The following is a 19555-nucleotide window of genomic DNA, read 5'->3' as shown; positions in this document are numbered from 1 at the left end:
TGTATTATTGATAGCCAGCGCCATAAAAGTGCGCAAAAATCACTTTATCTTTTACTTTTTAGTACATAATCTGCCGCGTGGATCGCTTCAAACAAATCGAAACTTTCGTTGCCGTCGCCGCCAAGGGCAGCCTGTCGGCCGCCGCGACGCTCGAAGGCGTGGCGCCGGCCGTGATCGGACGCCGTATCGACGCCCTCGAATCCCGTCTGGGCGTGAAGCTGCTCGTGCGCACGACCCGGCGCGTCACGCTCACGTTCGAGGGCTCGGCATTTCTCGAAGACTGCCAGCGCATTCTCAACGAGATGCACAACGCCGAAGCCACCGTGTCGGCGGGTGGCGTAAAGGCAAGCGGCCATTTGCGGCTGTCGGGCCCGGCCGGGTTCGGACGCCGACATGTCGCCCCGCTCCTGCCGGTATTCATCGAATCGCACCCGGACGTCACTGTGACGCTCGATCTCTCGGATCGACTCGTCGACCTGGTCAACGAAGGCTTTGACTGCGCCATCCGTCTGGGCGAGTTGCCCGATTCAAGTCTAGTGTCGCTACGGCTGGGCGAGAACCGCCGTGTCTGCGTTGCGTCGCCCGGATATCTTGCGAAACACGGACGCCCAGACACTCTCGAAGCCCTCGCCAGCCACAACTGCCTCGCCTTCGGGTCGACCGCCAACCAACAACGCGGGTGGACCTTCGCGCAAAACGGCAAGGTTGTCACCATCCGCGTGAACGGCAACATGGAGTGCACCGATGGCGCGGTGCTGCACGACTGGTGCCTGGACGGATACGGCCTAGCATGGCGCTCGTGGTGGGAGGTGGGAGACGATATTCGCGCCGGCAGACTCGTGACCGTACTCGACGACTTTGCCGCGCCGCCTATCGGCATTCACGCCGTCTTTCCGCAACGCCGTCATCTGCCACTGCGCGTGCGCCTGTTCATCGACCATCTCAAACATCACTACAGCAGTTCGGGCTATTGGCAGGACGACGCCTCGCCAAGGCACGCATCGGAGCACATCGATCTGCCGCAAAACGCGTGAGCCGCATGTACGGTGCAAGTCACCCACTGAACCAGACGCCGGAGACGGCCGGTGATGCACGGAACGTTTATTGCGTACACACCGTCTGAGAGGGGCATGAAGCCGACACGACAGCCCTTTGCCGCATGATTGGGGTACCGAAATTGCCGTATTCGCACGCGTACCGTGCACGCGGCATGCCGTGGCACCACGATTGGGCTTTACTGAAGTGATGAGCCGCGTCGTGCGACGGCGCACTACCGGGTTTGCCCCCGTTGTTGCGTCGCGCCAAAGCCATAGAATCGAAACGAAGGGCTGCTGACGATGCCGGTGTCGACACACGACAAGATGTCGACACCTCGGGACAGCAGACTGGGTGCAAGACCGTGTACTACCTGCGCGAGCCTGTGAACGCGTGTTCAGCAACGCCAACTGCGGGAGGTCATATGTTGTTTACCCACATCCTCATTCCGACCGACGGCTCGGAGCTATCGCAAAAAGCCGTCACCGGCGGACTCGAATTGGCGCGTGCGTTGGGAGCGAGAGTGACAGGCTATTGTTGCCTCGCCGAGTATCCCTACTCTCCCTTCAGCGAATATGTGCTGGAAGCGCCCGCCACCTTCAGCGAGCGTATTGCCGAAGAGGCCTGCGCCCACCTCGACAAGCTAGCCGAAGCCGCTGCCGCCGCCGGTGTCCCGTTCGACCGCGACAGTTCCACTTTTCCCGCGCCCTATCTGGGTATCATCGATGCTGCGGAGCGCCACGGATGCGATGTCATCCTGATGGCTTCGCACGGACGACGCGGTCTCACCAGCCTATTGCTCGGCAGTGAGACGCAACGCGTGCTCGTCCACTCGAAAATCCCGGTTCTCGTTTATCGCTGACGCGACCACGCCACCCGGCGTTGCATGAAAAAAGGCCCGCGAGCGGGATACGCTCACGGGCCTTTTCTCGTTCAGGCGTGCATTGCCACCCTGGCCACGACGGGACCGTAATCAGGGCAGCCCCCGGCCGGATAGGCCGGACGCGCAGTCATGACGCAGCGACACGCCACCCTCGACGATGTGCCCCCACGCGCATCGCCGCGGGCGGGCGCACCGCGCCCTCCCTTCGCCCTGTCAGGCGACCTTGACCTGCGCCTTCTTTTCGTCGAAGAACTGTTCGTCCTCCGTCGAACCCTTCAGGGCCGTGGTCGATGCGTCGCGCTCGATCGTCTGCGTAACGGCATCGAAGTAGCCCGTGCCCACCTCGCGCTGGTGCTTGACTGCCGTGAAACCCTTGTCGGCAGCGGCGAATTCGGCTTCCTGCAACTCCACGAAGGCGCTCATCTGACGGCGGGCGTAACCGTGCGCCAGGTTGAACATCGAGTAGTTCAGGCTGTGGAAGCCAGCCAGCGTGATGAACTGGAACTTGTAGCCCATGGCACCGAGCTCCTTCTGGAACTTGGCGATGGTGGCGTCGTCGAGGTTCTTCTTCCAGTTGAACGACGGCGAGCAGTTGTACGAAAGCATCTTGCCCGGGAAGTGCTTGTGAATGCCTTCGGCAAACTGCTTGGCGAATTCGAGATCCGGCTTGCCGGTCTCGCACCACACCAGATCGGCGTACGGTGCGTAGGCCAGACCGCGCGCGATCGCCTGATCCAGGCCATTGCGCGTGCGGTAGAAGCCCTCGACAGTGCGCTCGCCCGTGCAGAACGGCTGATCGATCGGATCGACGTCGGCGGTAATCAGATCCGCCGCTTCGGCATCGGTACGCGCGATCAGCACAGTCGGCACGCCGAGCACGTCGGCAGCCAGACGCGCGGCAACCAGCTTGGCCACGGCTTCGCGTGTCGGCACAAGCACCTTGCCGCCCATGTGGCCGCACTTCTTGACCGAGGCGAGCTGGTCTTCGAAGTGCACACCGCCTGCGCCCGCTTCGATCATGGCCTTCATCAGTTCGAATGCGTTGAGCACGCCGCCGAAGCCGGCTTCGGCATCGGCCACGATCGGGGCGAAGTAATCGATATAGCCTTCATCGCCCGGGTTCTTGCCTTCCGACCATTGAATCTGATCGGCGCGCGTGAAGGTATTGTTAATGCGGCGCACGACCTGCGGCACCGAGTTGGCCGGATACAGCGACTGGTCGGGGTACATTTCACCCGCGAGGTTCGCGTCGCCCGCGACCTGCCAGCCCGACAGATAAATGGCCTTGAGGCCGGCCTTGACCTGTTGCATCGCCTGGTTGCCGGTCAGTGCGCCGAGCGCGTTCACGAACGGCTCATCATTGATCATGCTCCACAGGCGCTCGGCACCGCGACGGGCGAGCGTTTGTTCCGGCTGGATCGAACCGCGCAGACGCACCACGTCTTCGGCCGAGTAGCCACGCTTGATACCCTTCCAGCGCGGATTGTTCGCCCAGTCCTGCTCGAGTTGCTTCACTTGCTCTTGACGTGTCGTCATGATGATCTCTCCTGGTTTCTCGATACAAATAAAGAGGGGTGACTCTTTGCTGCCTTGTCATCGCCGGGACTGCGGTTGAGCGCTGTCGGCGTCGCCAAATCGGCAGGTCTTGTATAAGAGTTTAGGGATTTCTCATGCGATGCAACAGAACCAATTGTCGCCTTGTCGCATATTTTTTATCAATAAAAATCAAATAGATAACAAAACAATTTCTTAATACGAAACGATATTTCCCTTCCTGAAATCAACGTGTTGTGCCAAGCAGCGCAAATTTTTACGCACCGCAAAGACATTCCACATCATGAAAAAAGCCGGTAACAACAGTTACCGGCTTTCATTGAAGAGCGTTGCAGGCGACGCACTCAGCCCAATGCGATCGTCACGTTGCGCGGCTCGCCGCCGGCAAGGCTTTGGGGGGCTTGCACACGAGCCATACGGCAAGCGCGATGAAACAACCGCCGAAGAAGTGAGCCATCGTGACCGCTTCATTCAGGAACAGGGCGCCCCACAGCACGCCAAACGGCGGAATAAGGAAGGTCACAGTCAGCGAGCGCAGCGGGCCGAGATCCGCAATCAGGCGGAAGAACAACATATAGGCCACAGCGCTGCACAGGAAACCGAGCGCCGCCATCGCGGCCCATACACCACCGGTGGCCGGCCCGGGAATACCGGACGTCATCGATACATAACCGAAGAACGGCAGTAGCACGAGCGCAGCGCCCAATTGACTGCCGAAGGCGACGAGCTTGGCGTCGAGACCACCGCGCTCGGTAATCCAGCGACGCGTGAGGTAACCCGCCAGTCCGTAGCAAGACGTGGCGACGAGACACGCCAGTGCCCCCATGAGTACCGGGCCCGACATCGTGACAGGTCCCGTCTGCGTCAGCACGGCGACCCCCGCCAGACCGAGTAACACGCCCAACGCCTTGGCGCCCGTCAGGCGGTCGTGGAAAAACAATGCACCGATGACGACGCCCATGAGAGGCGTCGTAGCATTGAGAATCGCGGAGTAGCCGGCAGGCAATACGCGGGCGGCCAGACAGTACATCACGAACGGAATGCCGGAGTTGATTACGCCGAGCACCATCGACGCCCCCAGCAACCCCTTGAACTCCCAGCGCACACGCAACACCAGAAGGATGACCGCCAGACCGACAGCACCGAGGGTGACCCGCAGAAAAGCGGTGGGAAGCGGGCCGAGCGCCGGCACGATAATGCGCATAAAAAGAAAGCTCGCCCCCCAAATGGCGGAGAGCGTCAGCAAACGGGCAATGTCGGACGAGCGCATGGTCAGTGAGACGGCGCAGGTGGCCGTTGAAAGCGTAGGAGTACGCGAATCGTCCCACATCGGCGCCGGATACGCTGGTCATAATCGGACATCGCGGCACCTTGCAGCACCTTGCGGTTATGACCTCTGGAATCACTACGAAGTCGCGTGGCTCGACATCCACCATCGGCAGCAGATCGCCGCCGTGAAACTCGTGATTCCGTGTGACTTCCCTATATGTTGGAGATGTCGGACGCGCATCGCTACTTCTTCACGTTGCGCGACCCGTGCTTCGAATCAACCGACGCCCTTGAAGCCCATGTGGCGGGTGAGTTATCGCGCTGCCTGCGGACCTACGATCTTGTACGCACGACACCCGTGAGTTCGGTCGATAGCCAAAACGGTTTGCATCGGTAGGCTGTGGCGTCACTTCACGATCCGCCTCACACCGCAGCGGCGTCGCGCTCGCGACGATAAGCGACCCAGTCGCCACCGGGAATCTGCGGAAGCTGACCGACCGCCGACTCACTCACCGGATAAACGATGCACGCGTATGTCGAGCCGTTGCACGCAATGTCGTGCATCTCTCGCACGAACAACCCGGCCTCACCGGGATAAACCGCTTCGATCTCGTCCAGCACAGGAATCAGTGCTGCCGGAATCCGGTAGATGTCGCCGGTCACGCCATGACCTGCCGCGTCGATCACCATGCCCGGATAGTGCCCGAAATCGTAGAGGTGCCCGCCGAGCGAGGTTGTGCCGATATAACTCGGCGACGCAATGCCGTGACGTGCCGCAGCACGCATCATGTCGTTGATCTCTCCCGCACGCAGGGTGCCGTAGACAAAGACGTGGATCGCCTCGTCAGGCGTGTCATGGGCTTCGCCGACGCTGTGGGTGTTATCGGTGTCGTGCGGATCGCGCGTTGCGGTTGTCATCACAAACATCCAGATCGGAAATGGCGAACGTTGGGGCCAAGCCAACGCCTGAGAATGGAGGAGAAATGCGCCGGCCGTCTGCACAGCTACGGCCTTCGCGTACTGTCAGTGATCATAGCGCCATTGCCAGCCGGAAAGCTGTGACCCGGTGCGGTTCGTTCCGTATTCAGCCATCTGCCGATACTGCGGCCCCGGCGCGGCTGATTTACACTTATGAATCTCGAATTGTCGCGATCACGCCATGCCCAGTTCCCTGCCCGTGCCATCTGGTTCATTGGGCACCTTGCCACTGAAACCCGAGACCGATGCCGGGTCGCCGGTCGAGCCCGAGCCCTATTTCCTGCCACCGGGCTACATGCCGACGCGGGAGCGCCCCGTGCGGCTACGCGCGCGGCCGTTAGGCGACGGTATTCGCGTACCGGATCATTTGCACGCCTGGGCTCAGGTCGCGTACACCCCTCGGGGGGTGATCCAGATTGCGGTCGCCGATGCCGCATGGATCGTACCGCCATCGCGGGCGATCTGGATTCCACCGAATGTCATGCACAGCCTGCAAGTCAACGAGCCCTCATACCTGCGCACGCTTTACGTCCACCCGGAGGTGATTCCTGCCGGTCTGGATCACTGTCGAGTCGTGGAGGTGTCGGCGTTGCTGCGCGAGTTAATCGCGGCCATCGACGTGCCGGAAGACACACTCGACGCCCCTCGGGAGCAATTGCTGGGCGGTCTGATTCTCGACGAATTGCGGCGCGCGTCCCCGCTCCCGCTTGAGGTACCACTGCCGCGAGACAAGCGGCTGCTGACGCTATGCAACGCGATGCTGGCCGACCCTGCGCGTGCCTGGACACTCGATCAGTGGGCCCGTTACGCAGGCGCCAGCCCGCGCACCATCGGGCGATTGTTCCGGCAGGAACTCAACATGAGTTTCGTGCAGTGGCGTCAGCAGGTAGTACTGGCGCAGGCGATTCCGCTCGCGTCGAAGGGATACCCCCTCGCCCGCATTGCCCGCGAATTGGGCTACCGAAGCCAGAGTGCGTTCTCCGCAATGTTCAAGCGCACTTTCGGACGCACGCCCAGCGAGTTCTTTGCCACCGCCCCCGACACTACATCTGCCGGAACAGATGGGCGTACTGCCGGCTGACCGCCACGCGATCCTTGCGACGCCTGAGCTTGAGCGTGAGACGGCCCAACGGCGTGTGCTGCGCACTTACGACTTCGGCCACGTTGACCACCGTACTGCGGTGCACCTGCCAAAAGCGCGACGGATCGAGTTGCGGCATCAATTCGCGCAGACTGGTGCGGATCAGCAGATCGCCGTCCGTCGTTGCTACCACGACGTACTTGTCGGCGGCCTCGAAAAAGCACACATCCTCGACGGGAACGATACGAATCTCGTCGCGCACCGACGCCCGAACGAAGCGTAGATACTCCCGGGACTCAGTGGCCGGCGAGGTACCCGGCGCCAATGCCGCCCCTTGCCGATCCGGCGCTGCTCCTGCTGCCTCCAGATGTGTGCGCAAGGTCTCGACCAGTTGCGATAGCGCGCCGTCGTCGGGCGCCGCCAGGCGTTCACGCACGCGCGCCACCGTTCGGGCCAGACGATCGGGTTCCACCGGTTTGAGCAGATAGTCGACGGCAGCCGCATCGAAGGCATCGAGCGCGAAGCGGTCGAATGCCGTCACGAACACGATCTGCGGTGGCCGGACCAGCCTTGCGCACGCCCGCGCGACCTCTAGCCCGGTCGCACCGGGCATGGAAATGTCGAGAAATACGACATCCGGCTGTGCCTGCGCGATGGCGGCAATCGCCGACGTGCCGTCTGGCGCCACGGGCAGTATGTGCAACGCGGGCCACGTTTGCGCAAGCATGGTGCGCAGCGCATCGGCAAGCAACGGTTCGTCTTCGGCAATCAGGGCGACGGGGGATGTCATGCACTCCACTCTCTGGGACTAGAAACCTATGCCGTTGGCGACATTTGCGGCCCGGACAACGCCACAGGCAAGCGCAATGTTGCAACGACACCTCGCGGCACGCCTTCGCTGAGCGTGAGGCGCGCGGTGTCGCCATAGAGCACCCGCAGGCGCTCTCGAATATTCGTCAGGCCAACACCACCGAGATGCTCGTGCGGGTTGCCTCGCGCCACGTCACGAAAGCCGGCCCCATCGTCTGCCACGCGCAGCACGAGTTGCCACGCACCATCCGCCGTGCGCTCGCGCCGCGCGCTGACATCCACCGAAGCGCCACCGGCGAGCGGCTCGACACCATGCTTCACGGCATTCTCGACGAGCGGTTGCACGAGCATCGGTGGCACCTGCAAGGCGCGGCAATCTTCGGGCAGATCGAATGTGTAACGCAGCCGCTCGCCAAAGCGCACTTGCTGGATCGACATCAAGGCTTCGAGCAGCGCAAATTCGTCGGCCACCGTGGTCACGTCTGCGCGCGTGGCCGCGAGCGATGCGCGCAAGAACCGGTTGAGATGCCCGAGCAATGTGCGCGCGCGCACCGGATCGCTCGCAATAAGCGAGTCCAGATTGGCGAGTACGTTGAATAGGAAGTGCGGCTCGAGTTGGGCTTGCAGCGTTTGCAATTGCGCATGGACAAGGGCCTTTTCCGCCGCCGCCTCGCGCAACGCCTGCTGTGCAGTGGCTTCGCGCAGTTGCGACAACCGTGCGCGAGACCAGCCGTGATACGTGCCGACGCATGTGGCAAGCAAGGCGATGAGCAGCGCGATGGGCAACGAGTGTCCGTTCAACGGTTGCCACATCGAAATCGGGAGTCCCAGCAGCGCCGTACCGAGGGCAATTCCCAACGCGAGTCCGGCTGCGCAGCCAAACGCCACGAGCAGCAGGAACGGCACCATCGACGGTGCGCCGTCACGCCAGATCGCACGCCGCCCGCCGTCGATAAACACCGTGATGGAGATACCGATGCACTGGCTGAAAACGAAGTTCTGGAAGAACGTGCCGCCGAATCCGATAAAAAAGAGAATCAGGGCGATGACGGTGTTGAAAAGCACGATGCCCACGAGTTCGCGGAAAAACACCTTCCACAGGCCGCGCGTCACTTTGACGGGGCCCGCGTGTACAGTCTCCACGGATTGCGGTTGTCTCATTGTCGACGTGCGTTTCATGCGCCTGCCCTGCCTGTCACGGCGAGCGAGCCCGGCTCGGCTGTCGGCGCCCGTTGCGTTTGTTTTAGTGCCCCTGCTTGCTTATCGCGATGGCTTCTGTCGCTGCCACTCACACCGTTTCTATCGCTCCTGCCGTTTTGCGCGCCCGGCAGATCGTCGCCTTTCGCGCCAGTCATGGCGGTCATGCCAACCGGGGCGGCCTGAGCGTCGGACACCACCGTTGCCCCATGGTGCCACAAGCGCGCCAACACGCCATTGAGCGCCCGCCCCGGCACCAATATTGCAGCCACCCCTGCAATGACCAGTCCGGCGTAGAGGCCCAGCATTTGCCGCCGATGGGTACTCACGTCACCCCGACGGATCGCCACCACCGCCAGCACGAGCCCCACCAGCACATACGCCGAAAGCGCATGCAGCCATGACAAACGGCCCGCGCCAAGCTCACGGATACCGAAGCTCGTTGCCGCCGCCACGGCCATCGCCACGACCCACAAACGGCCGGTCCACCGGTGCCGTGGGGTGCCGCGCCGCATGAACAGAATAGCGGCCCCCAACAGCACGGCCGCGACTGCCGCAGCCAAATGCATTTCCACAATCGTCGCCATGACTTCCTCGTTCACGCTGAATCATGGCGCTACGATAAGAACCTCTCGCAATGCGCGCAGCGGTCTTGCGACGAATGGCGCCGGTAGGCCGCCAACGGCAGTCCACCGGCGCGAGCGGTGAGCGGTGAGCGTCAAATGGCAAGTGACACACACCCCCCGCACCACGGCGGGCACCGCAAGGCGACGCGCTGCGGCCGCGCATTTTCGCCGACGATTGTGACACGACGATGCGGTATGTCACCCGCAGAAAATTAACAAAAAACCCCGCGCTCCTCTCGGAACGCGGGGTCGATCTCACGAATTGCGCTCTGGCTTAGCCGGCGGCCGCTTCAGTCTCGCTGCTCACCTGCTGAGCGCTCTCGCCCTCAAAGGTAAAGCGCCCGTTGCGCCAGTCGACCGGGATCGTATCCTTCGGCCCGAACTTGCCTGCCAGCACCAGCTTGGCGACCGGGTTCTCGATCTCCTGCTGGATCGCACGCTTGAGCGGCCGTGCCCCGAACACCGGGTCGAAGCCCTCGCGCGCCACGTGCATGAGCGCCGCCTTGCTGACTTCGAGCGCCATGTCGAGCTTCGCCAAACGTTGACGCAGAATCTCGATCTGGATCGAGGCAATCGACTCGATGTGCTTCTGGTCGAGCCCGTGGAACACCACGACTTCGTCGATCCGGTTCAGGAACTCCGGACGGAAGTGATCCTTGATCTCCGTCCACACGGCGTCCTTGATCCGGTCTTGCGGCTCACCGACCATCGACTGAATCATCGACGACCCGAGGTTCGACGTCATCACGATCACCGTGTTCTTGAAGTCCACGGTACGGCCCTGGCCGTCGGTCATCCGCCCATCGTCAAGCACTTGCAACAGCACGTTGAATACGTCCGGATGCGCCTTCTCGACCTCGTCGAGCAAGATCACGCTATACGGCTTGCGACGGACGGCTTCCGTCAGGTAGCCACCTTCTTCGTAGCCGACGTAGCCCGGAGGCGCACCGATCAGACGCGCCACGCTGTGCTTCTCCATGAACTCGCTCATGTCGATACGGATGAGGTGATCCTCCGAATCGAACAGGAACATCGCCAGCGCCTTGCAAAGCTCCGTCTTGCCCACACCGGTCGGCCCGAGGAACAGGAACGACCCATACGGACGGTTCGGGTCCGAAAGGCCCGCACGCGAACGGCGAATGGCGTCGGCCACAGCGGTGATCGCCTCGTCCTGCCCCACCACGCGCTCGTGCAGCTTGGCTTCCATGTTGAGCAGCTTTTCGCGCTCGCCCTGCATCATCTTCGAGACCGGGATACCCGTGGCTCGCGAAATGACTTCGGCAATTTCTTCCGTACCCACCTGTGTGCGCAACAAACGCGGATGCGCCTGCTGGCCCGCCGCTTCCGCCGCATCGGCATCTTTCAACTGCGCTTCGAGTTGCGGCAGCTTGCCGTATTGCAGCTCGGCCACCTTGTCGAGCTTGCCCTCGCGTTGCAGCTTCGTGATCTCGGCGCGCACCCGGTCGATTTCTTCCTTGACCTGCGCGCTTCCCTGCACGGCGGCCTTCTCGGCCGTCCAGACTTCTTCGAGGTCGGCGTACTCGCGCTCCAGACGCGAAATCTCTTCCTCGATCAACGCCAGACGCTTCTGCGACGCTTCATCGGTTTCCTTCTTGACGGCCTCGCGCTCGATCTTCAACTGGATCAGGCGTCGATCGAGCTTGTCCATCACTTCCGGCTTCGAGTCGATTTCCATCTTGATCTTCGACGCCGCCTCATCGATCAGGTCGATGGCCTTGTCCGGCAGGAAACGATCGGTGATGTAGCGCTGGCTGAGTTCAGCCGCAGCCACGATCGCCGGGTCGGTGATCTCCACGCCGTGGTGCAGTTCGTACTTTTCCTGCAAGCCACGCAGAATCGCGATGGTCGCCTCGACGCTCGGCTCTTCGACGAGCACCTTCTGGAAACGGCGCTCCAGTGCGGCATCCTTCTCGATGTACTTGCGGTATTCGTCGAGCGTGGTGGCGCCAATGCAATGCAGTTCGCCACGCGCGAGCGCGGGCTTGAGCATGTTGCCGGCGTCCATTGCGCCTTCGGCCTTGCCTGCACCAACCATCGTGTGAATCTCGTCGATGAACAGGATCGTGCGGCCTTCGTCCTTGGCGATATCGTTGAGTACGCTCTTCAGGCGCTCTTCGAACTCGCCGCGGAATTTCGCACCGGCGAGCAGCCCCGCCATGTCGAGCGCGAGCACACGCTTGTTCTTGAGCGACTCCGGCACTTCGCCATTAACGATCCGCTGAGCCAGACCCTCCACAATGGCGGTCTTGCCCACGCCCGGCTCGCCGATAAGCACGGGATTATTCTTCGTACGGCGTTGCAGGATCTGGATCGTGCGACGAATTTCGTCGTCGCGGCCGATCACCGGATCGAGCTTGCCCTGGGCAGCGCGTTCGGTCAGATCGAGCGTGTATTTCTTGAGGGCTTCGCGTTGGCCTTCGGCATCCTGGCTATCGACGGATTGGCCGCCGCGCACGCCTTCGATGGCGGCTTCCAGCGACTTGCGCGTCAGGCCACGGGCGCGGGCGAGCTTGCCCGTGTCGCCCTTGTCGTCGGCGAGCGCCAGCAGGAACATTTCGCTGGCGATATAGCTGTCGCCATGCTTCTGCGCTTCCTTGTCGGCCTGATTGAGCAAGCCCGCGAGTTCGCGGCTGACCTGCACGTTGCCGTCGGTGCCCTGAACCTGCGGCAGCTTGGCGATAGCCGTCTCGATGTCGTGCGCCAGCGGCTGAACCTGTACGCCAGCGCGTTGCAGCAACGAGCGCGCAGCGCCCTCGGGTTGTGCGATCAGCGCGGCGAGAAGGTGCAGCGGCTCAATGTATTGCTGATCGCGACCGACCGCCATGCTTTGGGCATCAGCCAGCGCTTCCAGGAATTGCGTGGTGAATTTGTCTTGTCGCATCTAGTGCTCCGGTAAGAAATCATTCTGGATCGGATGTGCGGACAATCCCCTGTGGTTTCAAGGGGCATTACAGCGCGACATTTGACATTTCGCGCGATACCGGAGGTGGCCGGCATCAGAGCTTGCGGGGGGAGCGTTCGGCGGCGTGAAACAACCGCAGGACACGCCCGGGTTTGAAGCTCATAATAGCCACTTTCAGCGCGCCGCACCATGCGTCATCCTGGCGCCGGGAACCGGCAAATGACCCACGCGCGATCCTCGTCTGTCCGTCGCAATGTCCCCTGAAGCCTCCTGCCAAACACCGGGCGAATGGCCCGAACCGCGTCTCGCCGAGATTGACGAAGACGCCGTGCGCCTGCTCGTTCACACCTTCTACGGACGGATTCGCGACGACGACATGCTCGGGCCGGTATTCCGGCAAGCACTCGAAGGCCGCTGGGACCTGCATCTGGAAAAAATGGTGGGGTTCTGGTGCAGTATTGTGCTCGGCGCGAAACGTTACCGCGGCAATGTGACGCAGGCACATCAACCCTTCGGCCATCTGAGCGGCGAGCACTTCAGCCGCTGGCTCGCCCTCTTCTTCGATACGCTGGACAAGCTGTTCGACCCGCGAGCCGCCTTCGCGTTTGCGGAGCCGGCGATCCGTATCGCGGAAAGCCTTCAGTTGAACCTGTTCGGATGGGAGTACACGCTGCCGCCGGCGCAGAAGGCACTACTCGACAGTGTGAAGCGGGCACGACCGGCGCGCCCCCACGAATGAGCGAGCCGTCACGATGAGCGAATATTTAAGACAATTGCCGACGTTAATCTGAAATAACGAAAAATCAGCGATTTTCTGATGAGCCAGACTGACGCCCGGTCGTCCAGCGTTCCCGCGCCGCGGTATCGGTCTCGCGTGCGTCGACCCAGCGTTCGCCCTGCGAGGTGGATTCCTTCTTCCAGAAAGGCGCCTCGGTCTTCAGATAATCCATGATGAACTCGCAGGCAGCGAAGGCGTCGCCCCGATGCGCCGACGTAACGGCCACCAACACGATCTGATCGCCCGGCCCCAGCTCGCCGTAACGATGAATCACCAACGCGTCGAACAGGCGCCACCGCTCGCGGGCTTGCACGACGATCGCCTCCAGCGCCTTTTCCGTCATGCCCGGATAGTGCTCCAGCGTCATGCGCGAGACATCGTTGCCGTCGTTCAGATCGCGCACCGTGCCAACGAAGGTCGCCACCGCCCCCACACGCAGATCGCCTGCACGTAGTTGCCGAATTTCCTCCGACAGGTCGAAATCCTCCGTCTGTACGCGAATCGGCATGGGGCGAGCTCTCCTGTACTGGGTTTCGCTATGGGTTGGCGAGGCGACGCGACTCAGCCGCCGGTCACGGGCGGGAAGAACGCGACTTCGCAGCCCTCGGTCAGGCGCGTGGCAGCCGGCACCATCGTGTGATTCAGCGCCATGCGCAGCGAGCGCTGCTCGCCAAGCGTCTCCGCCCACACCGGGCCACGGCCGCACAACCACTGCCGCACGTCTCCCACCGTAGCAATCCCGGCCGGAACCTCGACGCGCTCCTCAGCGACATTGAGCGCCTCACGGACGCTGGCGAAAAAGCGAAGATCGATTTGCATAGTCTGGCTGCCCCGTCGCATGCGCGACGGGTCTCTCTCAATATAGGAGGTCGGAGAACGGCAGGAACGCCACCGTCTGCCCGGCTTCGATGCGATGGCCCGGCGGGTTGTCGATGAGGCCGTCGCCCCAGACGGTCGACGTGAGTACCGCCGAACTCTGGTTGGGAAAGGCGTCAAGGCCGCCGTGCGCATTGATCCGCGCCCGCACGAATTCATTACGACGATCGGCCTTCGTCTGCGTGAAATCGGCACGCATGGCGATGCGGCGCGGCGTCACGTCCGCCACCCCTTGCAAGCGCAGGATGAACGGGCGCACGAACAGCAGGAAAGTCACGAAGCTCGACACCGGATTACCCGGCAAGCCGAGGAAATGCGCAGTCTCGCCGCCTGCACGATTGACTTCGCCATAAGCCAGTGGCTTGCCCGGCTTGAGCGCGATCTGCCACAGATTGAGGCGACCCTCGGCCTCCACCGCAGGTTTGACGTGATCTTCCTCGCCCACCGACACACCGCCGGACGTGATGATCAGGTCGTTGGCACGCGCGGCGTCGCGCAGAATCGCACGCGTGGCGGCCAGATTGTCCGGCACGATACCGTAATCGGTCATCTCGCAGCCCAGGTTCTCCAACAGGCTGCGCAGCACGAAGCGGTTCGAGTTGTAGATACTGCCCGCACGCAGCGTCTCGCCGGGCATCGTCAGCTCGTCACCGGTAAAGAACACGGCCACCCGCAGGCGGCGCGAGACTTCCAGCTTTGCAATCCCGACAGACGCCGCCAACCCCAGCGCAGGCGCGCCCAGCCTCGTGCCTGCGGCGAGCACCACGCTATCGCGGCGAATATCCGCGCCCTGCCGATTGACGAATTCGCCTTCGGCCGGCGCGTGACGAATCACGACCGAGCCGTCGTCGCGAACCTCGCACTGCTCTTGCATGACGACGGCGTCGGCCCCTTGCGGCACCGGCGCGCCCGTGAAAATGCGCGCCGCAGTGCCGCTGGCGAGCGGTTCGGGCGCGTGCCCCGCCGGAATGCGTTGCGAGACCGGCAACACCGTCTCGGCGCCCCGCAGGTCGGCGACTCGCACGGCGTACCCGTCCATGGCACTGGTGTCCATGGGCGGCACGTCGAGCGTGGCGATCACGTCGGCCGCCAGCACGCGGCCGTTGGCCGCAAGCGTGTCGACCGTCTCCCGCCGACCGAGCGGGCGGGCAGCCGCCAGCACGGCGTCGAGGGCTTCTTGTGTACTCAGCATGACGATGGCCCGAGAGTCAGGGATCAGCGCAATCGCCGGCTTAAAGGCCGGTGTGCTCTGCAATATAGGCCTTCACCCGTGCCACGTCGTTAGGCACGGTCTCGAAGCGTTGCGGTAGCGATTCAAGCTGCTCGAATCCGGCCGGGCGCGGCGGCTCGCGATGCAATGCCTCGCGGATCGTCTCGGCGAACTTCGCCGGCTGCGCGGTCTCGAGCACCACCATCGGCACACCGGATTCGAGGGCTTCACGAGCCACCTTCACGCCGTCGGCCGTGTGCGTGTCGATGACCACGTCGTAGCGTTTGGCCACGTCTTGAATCGTCGTCACACGATCGGCGTGCGTGCTGCGGCCCGAAACGAAGCCGAACTGCCGTACGCGGGCGAAAGCCTCGGTACCCGACAGATCGAAGCCGCCTTCGCGCTCGACCTTCGAGAGCAGATCGGCCGTCGCCTTCGCGTCGCGGCCGAGCAAATCGAACAGGAATCGCTCGAAATTCGATGCCTTCGAGATGTCCATGCTCGGGCTGCTCGTATGGAACGTTTCGGCGGACTTGCGCACACGGTAACGGCCGGTGCGGAAGAACTCGTCGAGCACATCGTTTTCGTTCGTCGCCACAACCAGCTTGCGAATCGGCAAGCCCATCATGCGGGCGATATGGCCCGCGCAAACGTTGCCGAAATTGCCCGACGGCACCGTGAACGACACTTCGCCGTCCTGCCCGGACTTGCCGCCCGTGGCCGCGAAGTAGCCCTTGAAGTAGTACACGACCTGCGCCACGACACGCGCCCAGTTGATCGAGTTCACCGTGCCGATCTTGTAACGGGCCTTATAGGCGTGATCGTTCGAGACCGCCTTGACGATGTCCTGCGCGTCGTCGAACACACCTTCGACCGCGAGGTTGAAGATGTTCGGGTCTTGCAGGCTGTACATCTGGGCTGTCTGGAACGCGCTCATCTTGCCCGCAGGCGAGAGCATGAACACACGAATGCCTTCCTTGCCCCGCATGGCGTACTCCGCCGCGCTGCCCGTGTCGCCGGACGTCGCGCCGAGAATGTTGAGCGCGTCGCCGTGCTGCGCCAGTGCGTACTCGAACAGGTTGCCCAGCAACTGCATGGCCATGTCCTTGAACGCGAGCGTCGGGCCGTTCGAGAGCGCCAGCAGCGAGAGCTGCGTGTCCTTCTCGACACCCAGCGGCAACAGCGGCGTAATCTCGGCGGCGTCCTCACCCGGGCGCACGTTGCGATACACCTCGGCGGTGTACGTGCGCTTGGTCAGGTCGGCCAGAATTTCGGCAGGAATGTCGCCCGCGAACTTGGCCAGCACGCTGGCAGCCAGATCGGCATACGACAACTGACGCCAGGCACGCAACTCGTCGGCCGTCACCTGCGGGTATTCCGTGGGCAGATACAAGCCGCCATCCGGCGCCAGACCGCCGAGCAGAATGCTGGAGAACGATTGCGGCTCGCCCGAACTCAGGCCCGCGCCGCGCGTGGAGATGTATTTCATGAGGATCGTGTCCTGTCGTATCGGTTCGTGTGGCCAGAAGCGAGCGCCGGAGCGCTCAGCTCAAGGCCTCCATACGGATGCGGGTGACCTTCGAGAGCACCGTTTCCATGGCCTCGATCTTCGCGATGGCCGAATTGATGTGCTTCTCCTGGGTCTCGTGCGTCAGGAGGATGATGTCGGTTTGGTGCTCGCCCTCGCGCGATTCCTTTTGCAGCAAGGCGTCGATGGAGATATCCAGATCGGCGAGGATGCGCGTAAGCGCCGCCATCACGCCCGCACGGTCGACCACGCGCAGACGCAGGTAGTAGCTCGTGGTGACTTCGTCGATCGGCAGCACCGGCGTGTTCGACAGCGCATCGTGCTGGAAGGCCAGATGCGGCACGCGATGCTCCGGATCGGCCGTTTGCAGACGCGTCACGTCGACGATATCGGCCACCACGGCCGACGCGGTCGGCTCGGCGCCCGCGCCCTTGCCGTAATACAACGTGGCGCCCACAGCGTCGCCCTGCACCAGCACGGCGTTCATGGCGCCTTCCACGTTGGCGATGAGGCGCTTGGCCGGAATCAGCGTCGGGTGCACACGCAGTTCGATACCCGCTTCCACATGACGCGTGATACCCAGCAGCTTGATGCGGTAACCCAACTCTTCCGCATACTTGATGTCGAGCGCCGACAGCTTGGTGATGCCTTCGATATAAGCACGGTCGAACTGCACCGGCACGCCGAACGCGATCGCACTCATGAGCGTGAGCTTGTGCGCGGCGTCGACCCCTTCGATGTCGAACGTCGGGTCGGCTTCGGCGTAGCCCAGACGCTGCGCGTCGGCAAGCGCCACGTCGAAGTCGATGCCCTTGTCGCGCATCTCCGAGAGAATGAAGTTCGTGGTGCCGTTGATGATGCCGGCAATCCACTGAATACGATTGGCCGTCAGGCCTTCACGCAGCGCCTTGATGATGGGGATACCACCGGCGACAGCCGCTTCGAACGCGACCATCACGTTGGCCTTGCGTGCGGCGGCGAAGATCTCGTTGCCGTAGACGGCCAGCAACGCCTTGTTGGCCGTGACCACATGCTTGCCGTTCTCGATCGCCTTGAGCACCAGTTCCTTGGTGAGGTCGTAGCCGCCGATGGTCTCGACCACCACGTCGATGTCGGGATCGTTGACCACCTCGAACGGATCGCCCGTCACGATGGCGGCGTCGCCCACGAGACCGCGGGCGCGTTCGACATTGCGCACCGCGACCTTCGTAATCTCGATACCCCGTCCGGCACGACGTTGAATTTCTTCCTGATTGCGAGCCAGTACCTGGAAGGCACCGAAGCCCACCGTGCCGAGGCCCAGCAGGCCCAATTTGATCGGTTTCATGCAGTTTTACTCAAAAGTCGAAATCGGTTGGCGCGCATCACTTGCCGTGGCGACGGCGATAACCGTCCAGGAAGCGGGCAATGCGACTGATGGCGTCTTCCAGGTCGCCCTCGTGAGGCAGGAACACTACGCGGAAATGGTCGGGGTGCATCCAGTTGAAGCCGCTGCCCTGCACCAGCAGGACCTTCTCTTCAAGCAGCAACTGGAGGATGAACTCCTGATCGTTGGCAATGGGGTATACCGCCGGATCGAGACGCGGGAACAGATACAGCGCCGCCTTGGGCTTCACGCAGGTCACACCGGGAATGTCGGTGAGCATGCGGTGGGCGATCTCGCGCTGCTCGTACAGGCGTCCGCCCGGCACGATCAGGTCCTTGATGCTCTGGTAGCCGCCCAGCGCCGTCTGAATGGCGTACTGGCCCGGCACGTTCGGGCACAGACGCATCGAGGCCAGAATATTCAGCCCTTCGATATAGTCGCGCGCCGGACGCTTATCGCCCGACACCACCATCCAGCCCGCGCGGTAACCGCACGCGCGATAGCTCTTGGACAGGCCGTTGAACGTAATGGTGAGCACGTCTTCGGAGAGCGAGCCGATCGAGGTGTGCACTTCGCCGTCGTAGACGATCTTGTCGTAGATCTCGTCGGCGTAAATGATGAGCTTGTGCTCGCGGGCGAGCGCAACGATATCCTTGAGGAGTTCGTCCGAGTACAGCGCACCGGTCGGGTTATTCGGGTTGATGATGACGATGGCGCGCGTGTTCGGCGTGATCTTCTTGCGGATGTCCGCCAGATCGGGTTGCCAGTCGGCCTGTTCATCGCAGATGTAATGGACCGGCGTGCCGCCCGACAGGCTGACGGCAGCCGTCCAGAGCGGGTAGTCGGGGGCCGGCACGAGCACTTCGTCGCCGTCGTTGAGCAATGCCTGCATGGCCATCACGATCAGCTCCGAAGCCCCGTTGCCGAGGTAGATGTCGTCGAGCTGTACGTCTTTGATGCGCTTTTGCTGGCAGTAGTGCATGATCGCCTTGCGCGCCGCGAACACGCCCCGCGAATCCGAGTAACCGGCCGAATTCGGCAGATTGCGGATCATGTCCTGCACGATCTCGTCGGGCGGCTCGAAGCCGAACGGCGCCAGATTGCCGATGTTCAGCTTGATGATGCGATGACCTTCGTCTTCCATGCGCTTGGCATGTTCGAGCACGGGCCCACGAATGTCGTAGCAGACATTCTGCAATTTCTGCGATTTAAGGATCGGTTTCACGGCGGTTGTGGTCTTGGCGGGCGGCGCAGGGTCCGTACGGACCGGCAGCAGGCGGGACGCACGGCGAATTGGCGGTCCGGCGGCTTGTGCGAAGCGCACATGACACCGCGTTCCCCCGGTTTCGGCGTGGCAAATGCCGCACTGCAACGGTTTTGCCGTGCTGCGTACGGCAAAAAGCTATAATTTAGCCAATTATGACAGAGTTCGGCAATGCAT

The 19555-nt window shown here is 62.6% G+C and carries 17 protein-coding genes; 4 read left to right on the top strand and 13 right to left on the bottom strand.

Annotation, left to right across the window (positions count from 1 at the left end):
* Positions 1 to 77: 77 nt before the first annotated feature.
* Complete coding sequence (locus tag AT395_RS12170; protein ID WP_042115748.1) at positions 78 to 1034, top strand: LysR family transcriptional regulator; 957 nt, start codon at positions 78 to 80, stop codon at positions 1032 to 1034.
* Positions 1035 to 1462: 428 nt separating this feature from the next.
* The gene (locus tag AT395_RS12165; protein ID WP_042118339.1) at positions 1463 to 1897 is read left to right on the top strand and encodes a universal stress protein; all 435 of its coding nucleotides are present in this window, start codon (positions 1463 to 1465) and stop codon (positions 1895 to 1897) included.
* A gap of 234 nt (positions 1898 to 2131) precedes the next feature.
* On the opposite strand, the gene aceA is transcribed toward AT395_RS12165, so the two are convergent.
* The 3 genes from aceA to AT395_RS12145 all read right to left on the bottom strand — a co-directional run bounded on the left by aceA (position 2132) and on the right by AT395_RS12145 (position 5530).
* The gene (gene aceA, locus AT395_RS12160) at positions 2132 to 3454 is read right to left on the bottom strand and encodes an isocitrate lyase (RefSeq protein ID WP_042115747.1); all 1323 of its coding nucleotides are present in this window, start codon (positions 3452 to 3454) and stop codon (positions 2132 to 2134) included.
* Positions 3455 to 3833: 379 nt separating this feature from the next.
* On the bottom strand, positions 3834 to 4742 hold the full coding sequence (locus AT395_RS12155) for a DMT family transporter (RefSeq protein WP_048629332.1): 909 nt from the start codon (positions 4740 to 4742) through the stop codon (positions 3834 to 3836).
* A gap of 422 nt (positions 4743 to 5164) precedes the next feature.
* The gene (locus AT395_RS12145; RefSeq protein ID WP_042118337.1) at positions 5165 to 5530 is read right to left on the bottom strand and encodes a gamma-glutamylcyclotransferase family protein; all 366 of its coding nucleotides are present in this window, start codon (positions 5528 to 5530) and stop codon (positions 5165 to 5167) included.
* A 370-nt stretch (positions 5531 to 5900) separates the two neighbouring features.
* Here AT395_RS12145 and AT395_RS12140 point away from each other — a divergent pair, with 370 nt between their 5' ends.
* Complete coding sequence (locus AT395_RS12140; RefSeq protein ID WP_082117870.1) at positions 5901 to 6800, top strand: AraC family transcriptional regulator; 900 nt, start codon at positions 5901 to 5903, stop codon at positions 6798 to 6800.
* Here the strand turns inward: AT395_RS12140 and AT395_RS12135 are convergent.
* The 4 genes from AT395_RS12135 to clpB all read right to left on the bottom strand — a co-directional run bounded on the left by AT395_RS12135 (position 6763) and on the right by clpB (position 12335).
* Complete coding sequence (locus AT395_RS12135) at positions 6763 to 7590, bottom strand: LytR/AlgR family response regulator transcription factor (protein WP_048629331.1); 828 nt, start codon at positions 7588 to 7590, stop codon at positions 6763 to 6765. The two genes, AT395_RS12140 and AT395_RS12135, sit on opposite strands and share 38 nt — an antisense overlap.
* Positions 7591 to 7616: 26 nt before the next feature.
* Positions 7617 to 8753 (bottom strand): sensor histidine kinase, encoded by a 1137-nt coding sequence (locus AT395_RS12130; protein ID WP_167370729.1) that lies wholly within the window; start codon positions 8751 to 8753, stop codon positions 7617 to 7619.
* 32 nt (positions 8754 to 8785) lie between these two features.
* Complete coding sequence (locus AT395_RS12125) at positions 8786 to 9394, bottom strand: DUF2306 domain-containing protein (protein ID WP_048629329.1); 609 nt, start codon at positions 9392 to 9394, stop codon at positions 8786 to 8788.
* A gap of 313 nt (positions 9395 to 9707) precedes the next feature.
* Complete coding sequence (clpB, locus tag AT395_RS12120; RefSeq protein ID WP_042115743.1) at positions 9708 to 12335, bottom strand: ATP-dependent chaperone ClpB; 2628 nt, start codon at positions 12333 to 12335, stop codon at positions 9708 to 9710.
* A gap of 274 nt (positions 12336 to 12609) precedes the next feature.
* Here clpB and AT395_RS12115 point away from each other — a divergent pair, with 274 nt between their 5' ends.
* A complete protein-coding gene (locus AT395_RS12115) occupies positions 12610 to 13095 on the top strand; it encodes a group III truncated hemoglobin (RefSeq protein WP_042115742.1) in 486 nt (161 codons plus the stop codon).
* Positions 13096 to 13159: 64 nt separating this feature from the next.
* On the opposite strand, the gene moaE is transcribed toward AT395_RS12115, so the two are convergent.
* The 6 genes from moaE to AT395_RS12085 are packed head-to-tail and all read right to left on the bottom strand — an operon-like array spanning position 13160 to position 19339.
* Complete coding sequence (gene moaE / locus AT395_RS12110) at positions 13160 to 13642, bottom strand: molybdopterin synthase catalytic subunit MoaE (RefSeq protein ID WP_048629328.1); 483 nt, start codon at positions 13640 to 13642, stop codon at positions 13160 to 13162.
* A 53-nt stretch (positions 13643 to 13695) separates the two neighbouring features.
* On the bottom strand, positions 13696 to 13953 hold the full coding sequence (gene moaD / locus AT395_RS12105; RefSeq protein ID WP_042115740.1) for a molybdopterin converting factor subunit 1: 258 nt from the start codon (positions 13951 to 13953) through the stop codon (positions 13696 to 13698).
* Positions 13954 to 13990: 37 nt separating this feature from the next.
* A complete protein-coding gene (locus tag AT395_RS12100; RefSeq protein ID WP_048629327.1) occupies positions 13991 to 15202 on the bottom strand; it encodes a molybdopterin molybdotransferase MoeA in 1212 nt (403 codons plus the stop codon).
* A 40-nt stretch (positions 15203 to 15242) separates the two neighbouring features.
* Entirely contained in the window at positions 15243 to 16709 is a 1467-nt protein-coding gene (gene thrC, locus AT395_RS12095) for a threonine synthase (protein ID WP_048629326.1), read from the bottom strand.
* Between the two features lie 55 nt (positions 16710 to 16764).
* Positions 16765 to 18075 (bottom strand): homoserine dehydrogenase, encoded by a 1311-nt coding sequence (locus AT395_RS12090; protein ID WP_042115737.1) that lies wholly within the window; start codon positions 18073 to 18075, stop codon positions 16765 to 16767.
* Positions 18076 to 18112: 37 nt separating this feature from the next.
* Positions 18113 to 19339 carry a pyridoxal phosphate-dependent aminotransferase gene (locus AT395_RS12085; RefSeq protein WP_042118329.1) on the bottom strand — a complete coding sequence of 409 codons (1227 nt, stop codon included), beginning with the start codon at positions 19337 to 19339 and terminating at the stop codon, positions 18113 to 18115.
* Between the last annotated feature and the right edge of the window lie 216 nt (positions 19340 to 19555).

Source organism: Pandoraea apista (assembly GCF_001465595.2).
Lineage (GTDB): Bacteria > Pseudomonadota > Gammaproteobacteria > Burkholderiales > Burkholderiaceae > Pandoraea > Pandoraea apista.
Note: the sequence above shows the minus strand (reverse complement) of the source record. Positions and strands in the feature narration are given on the sequence as shown.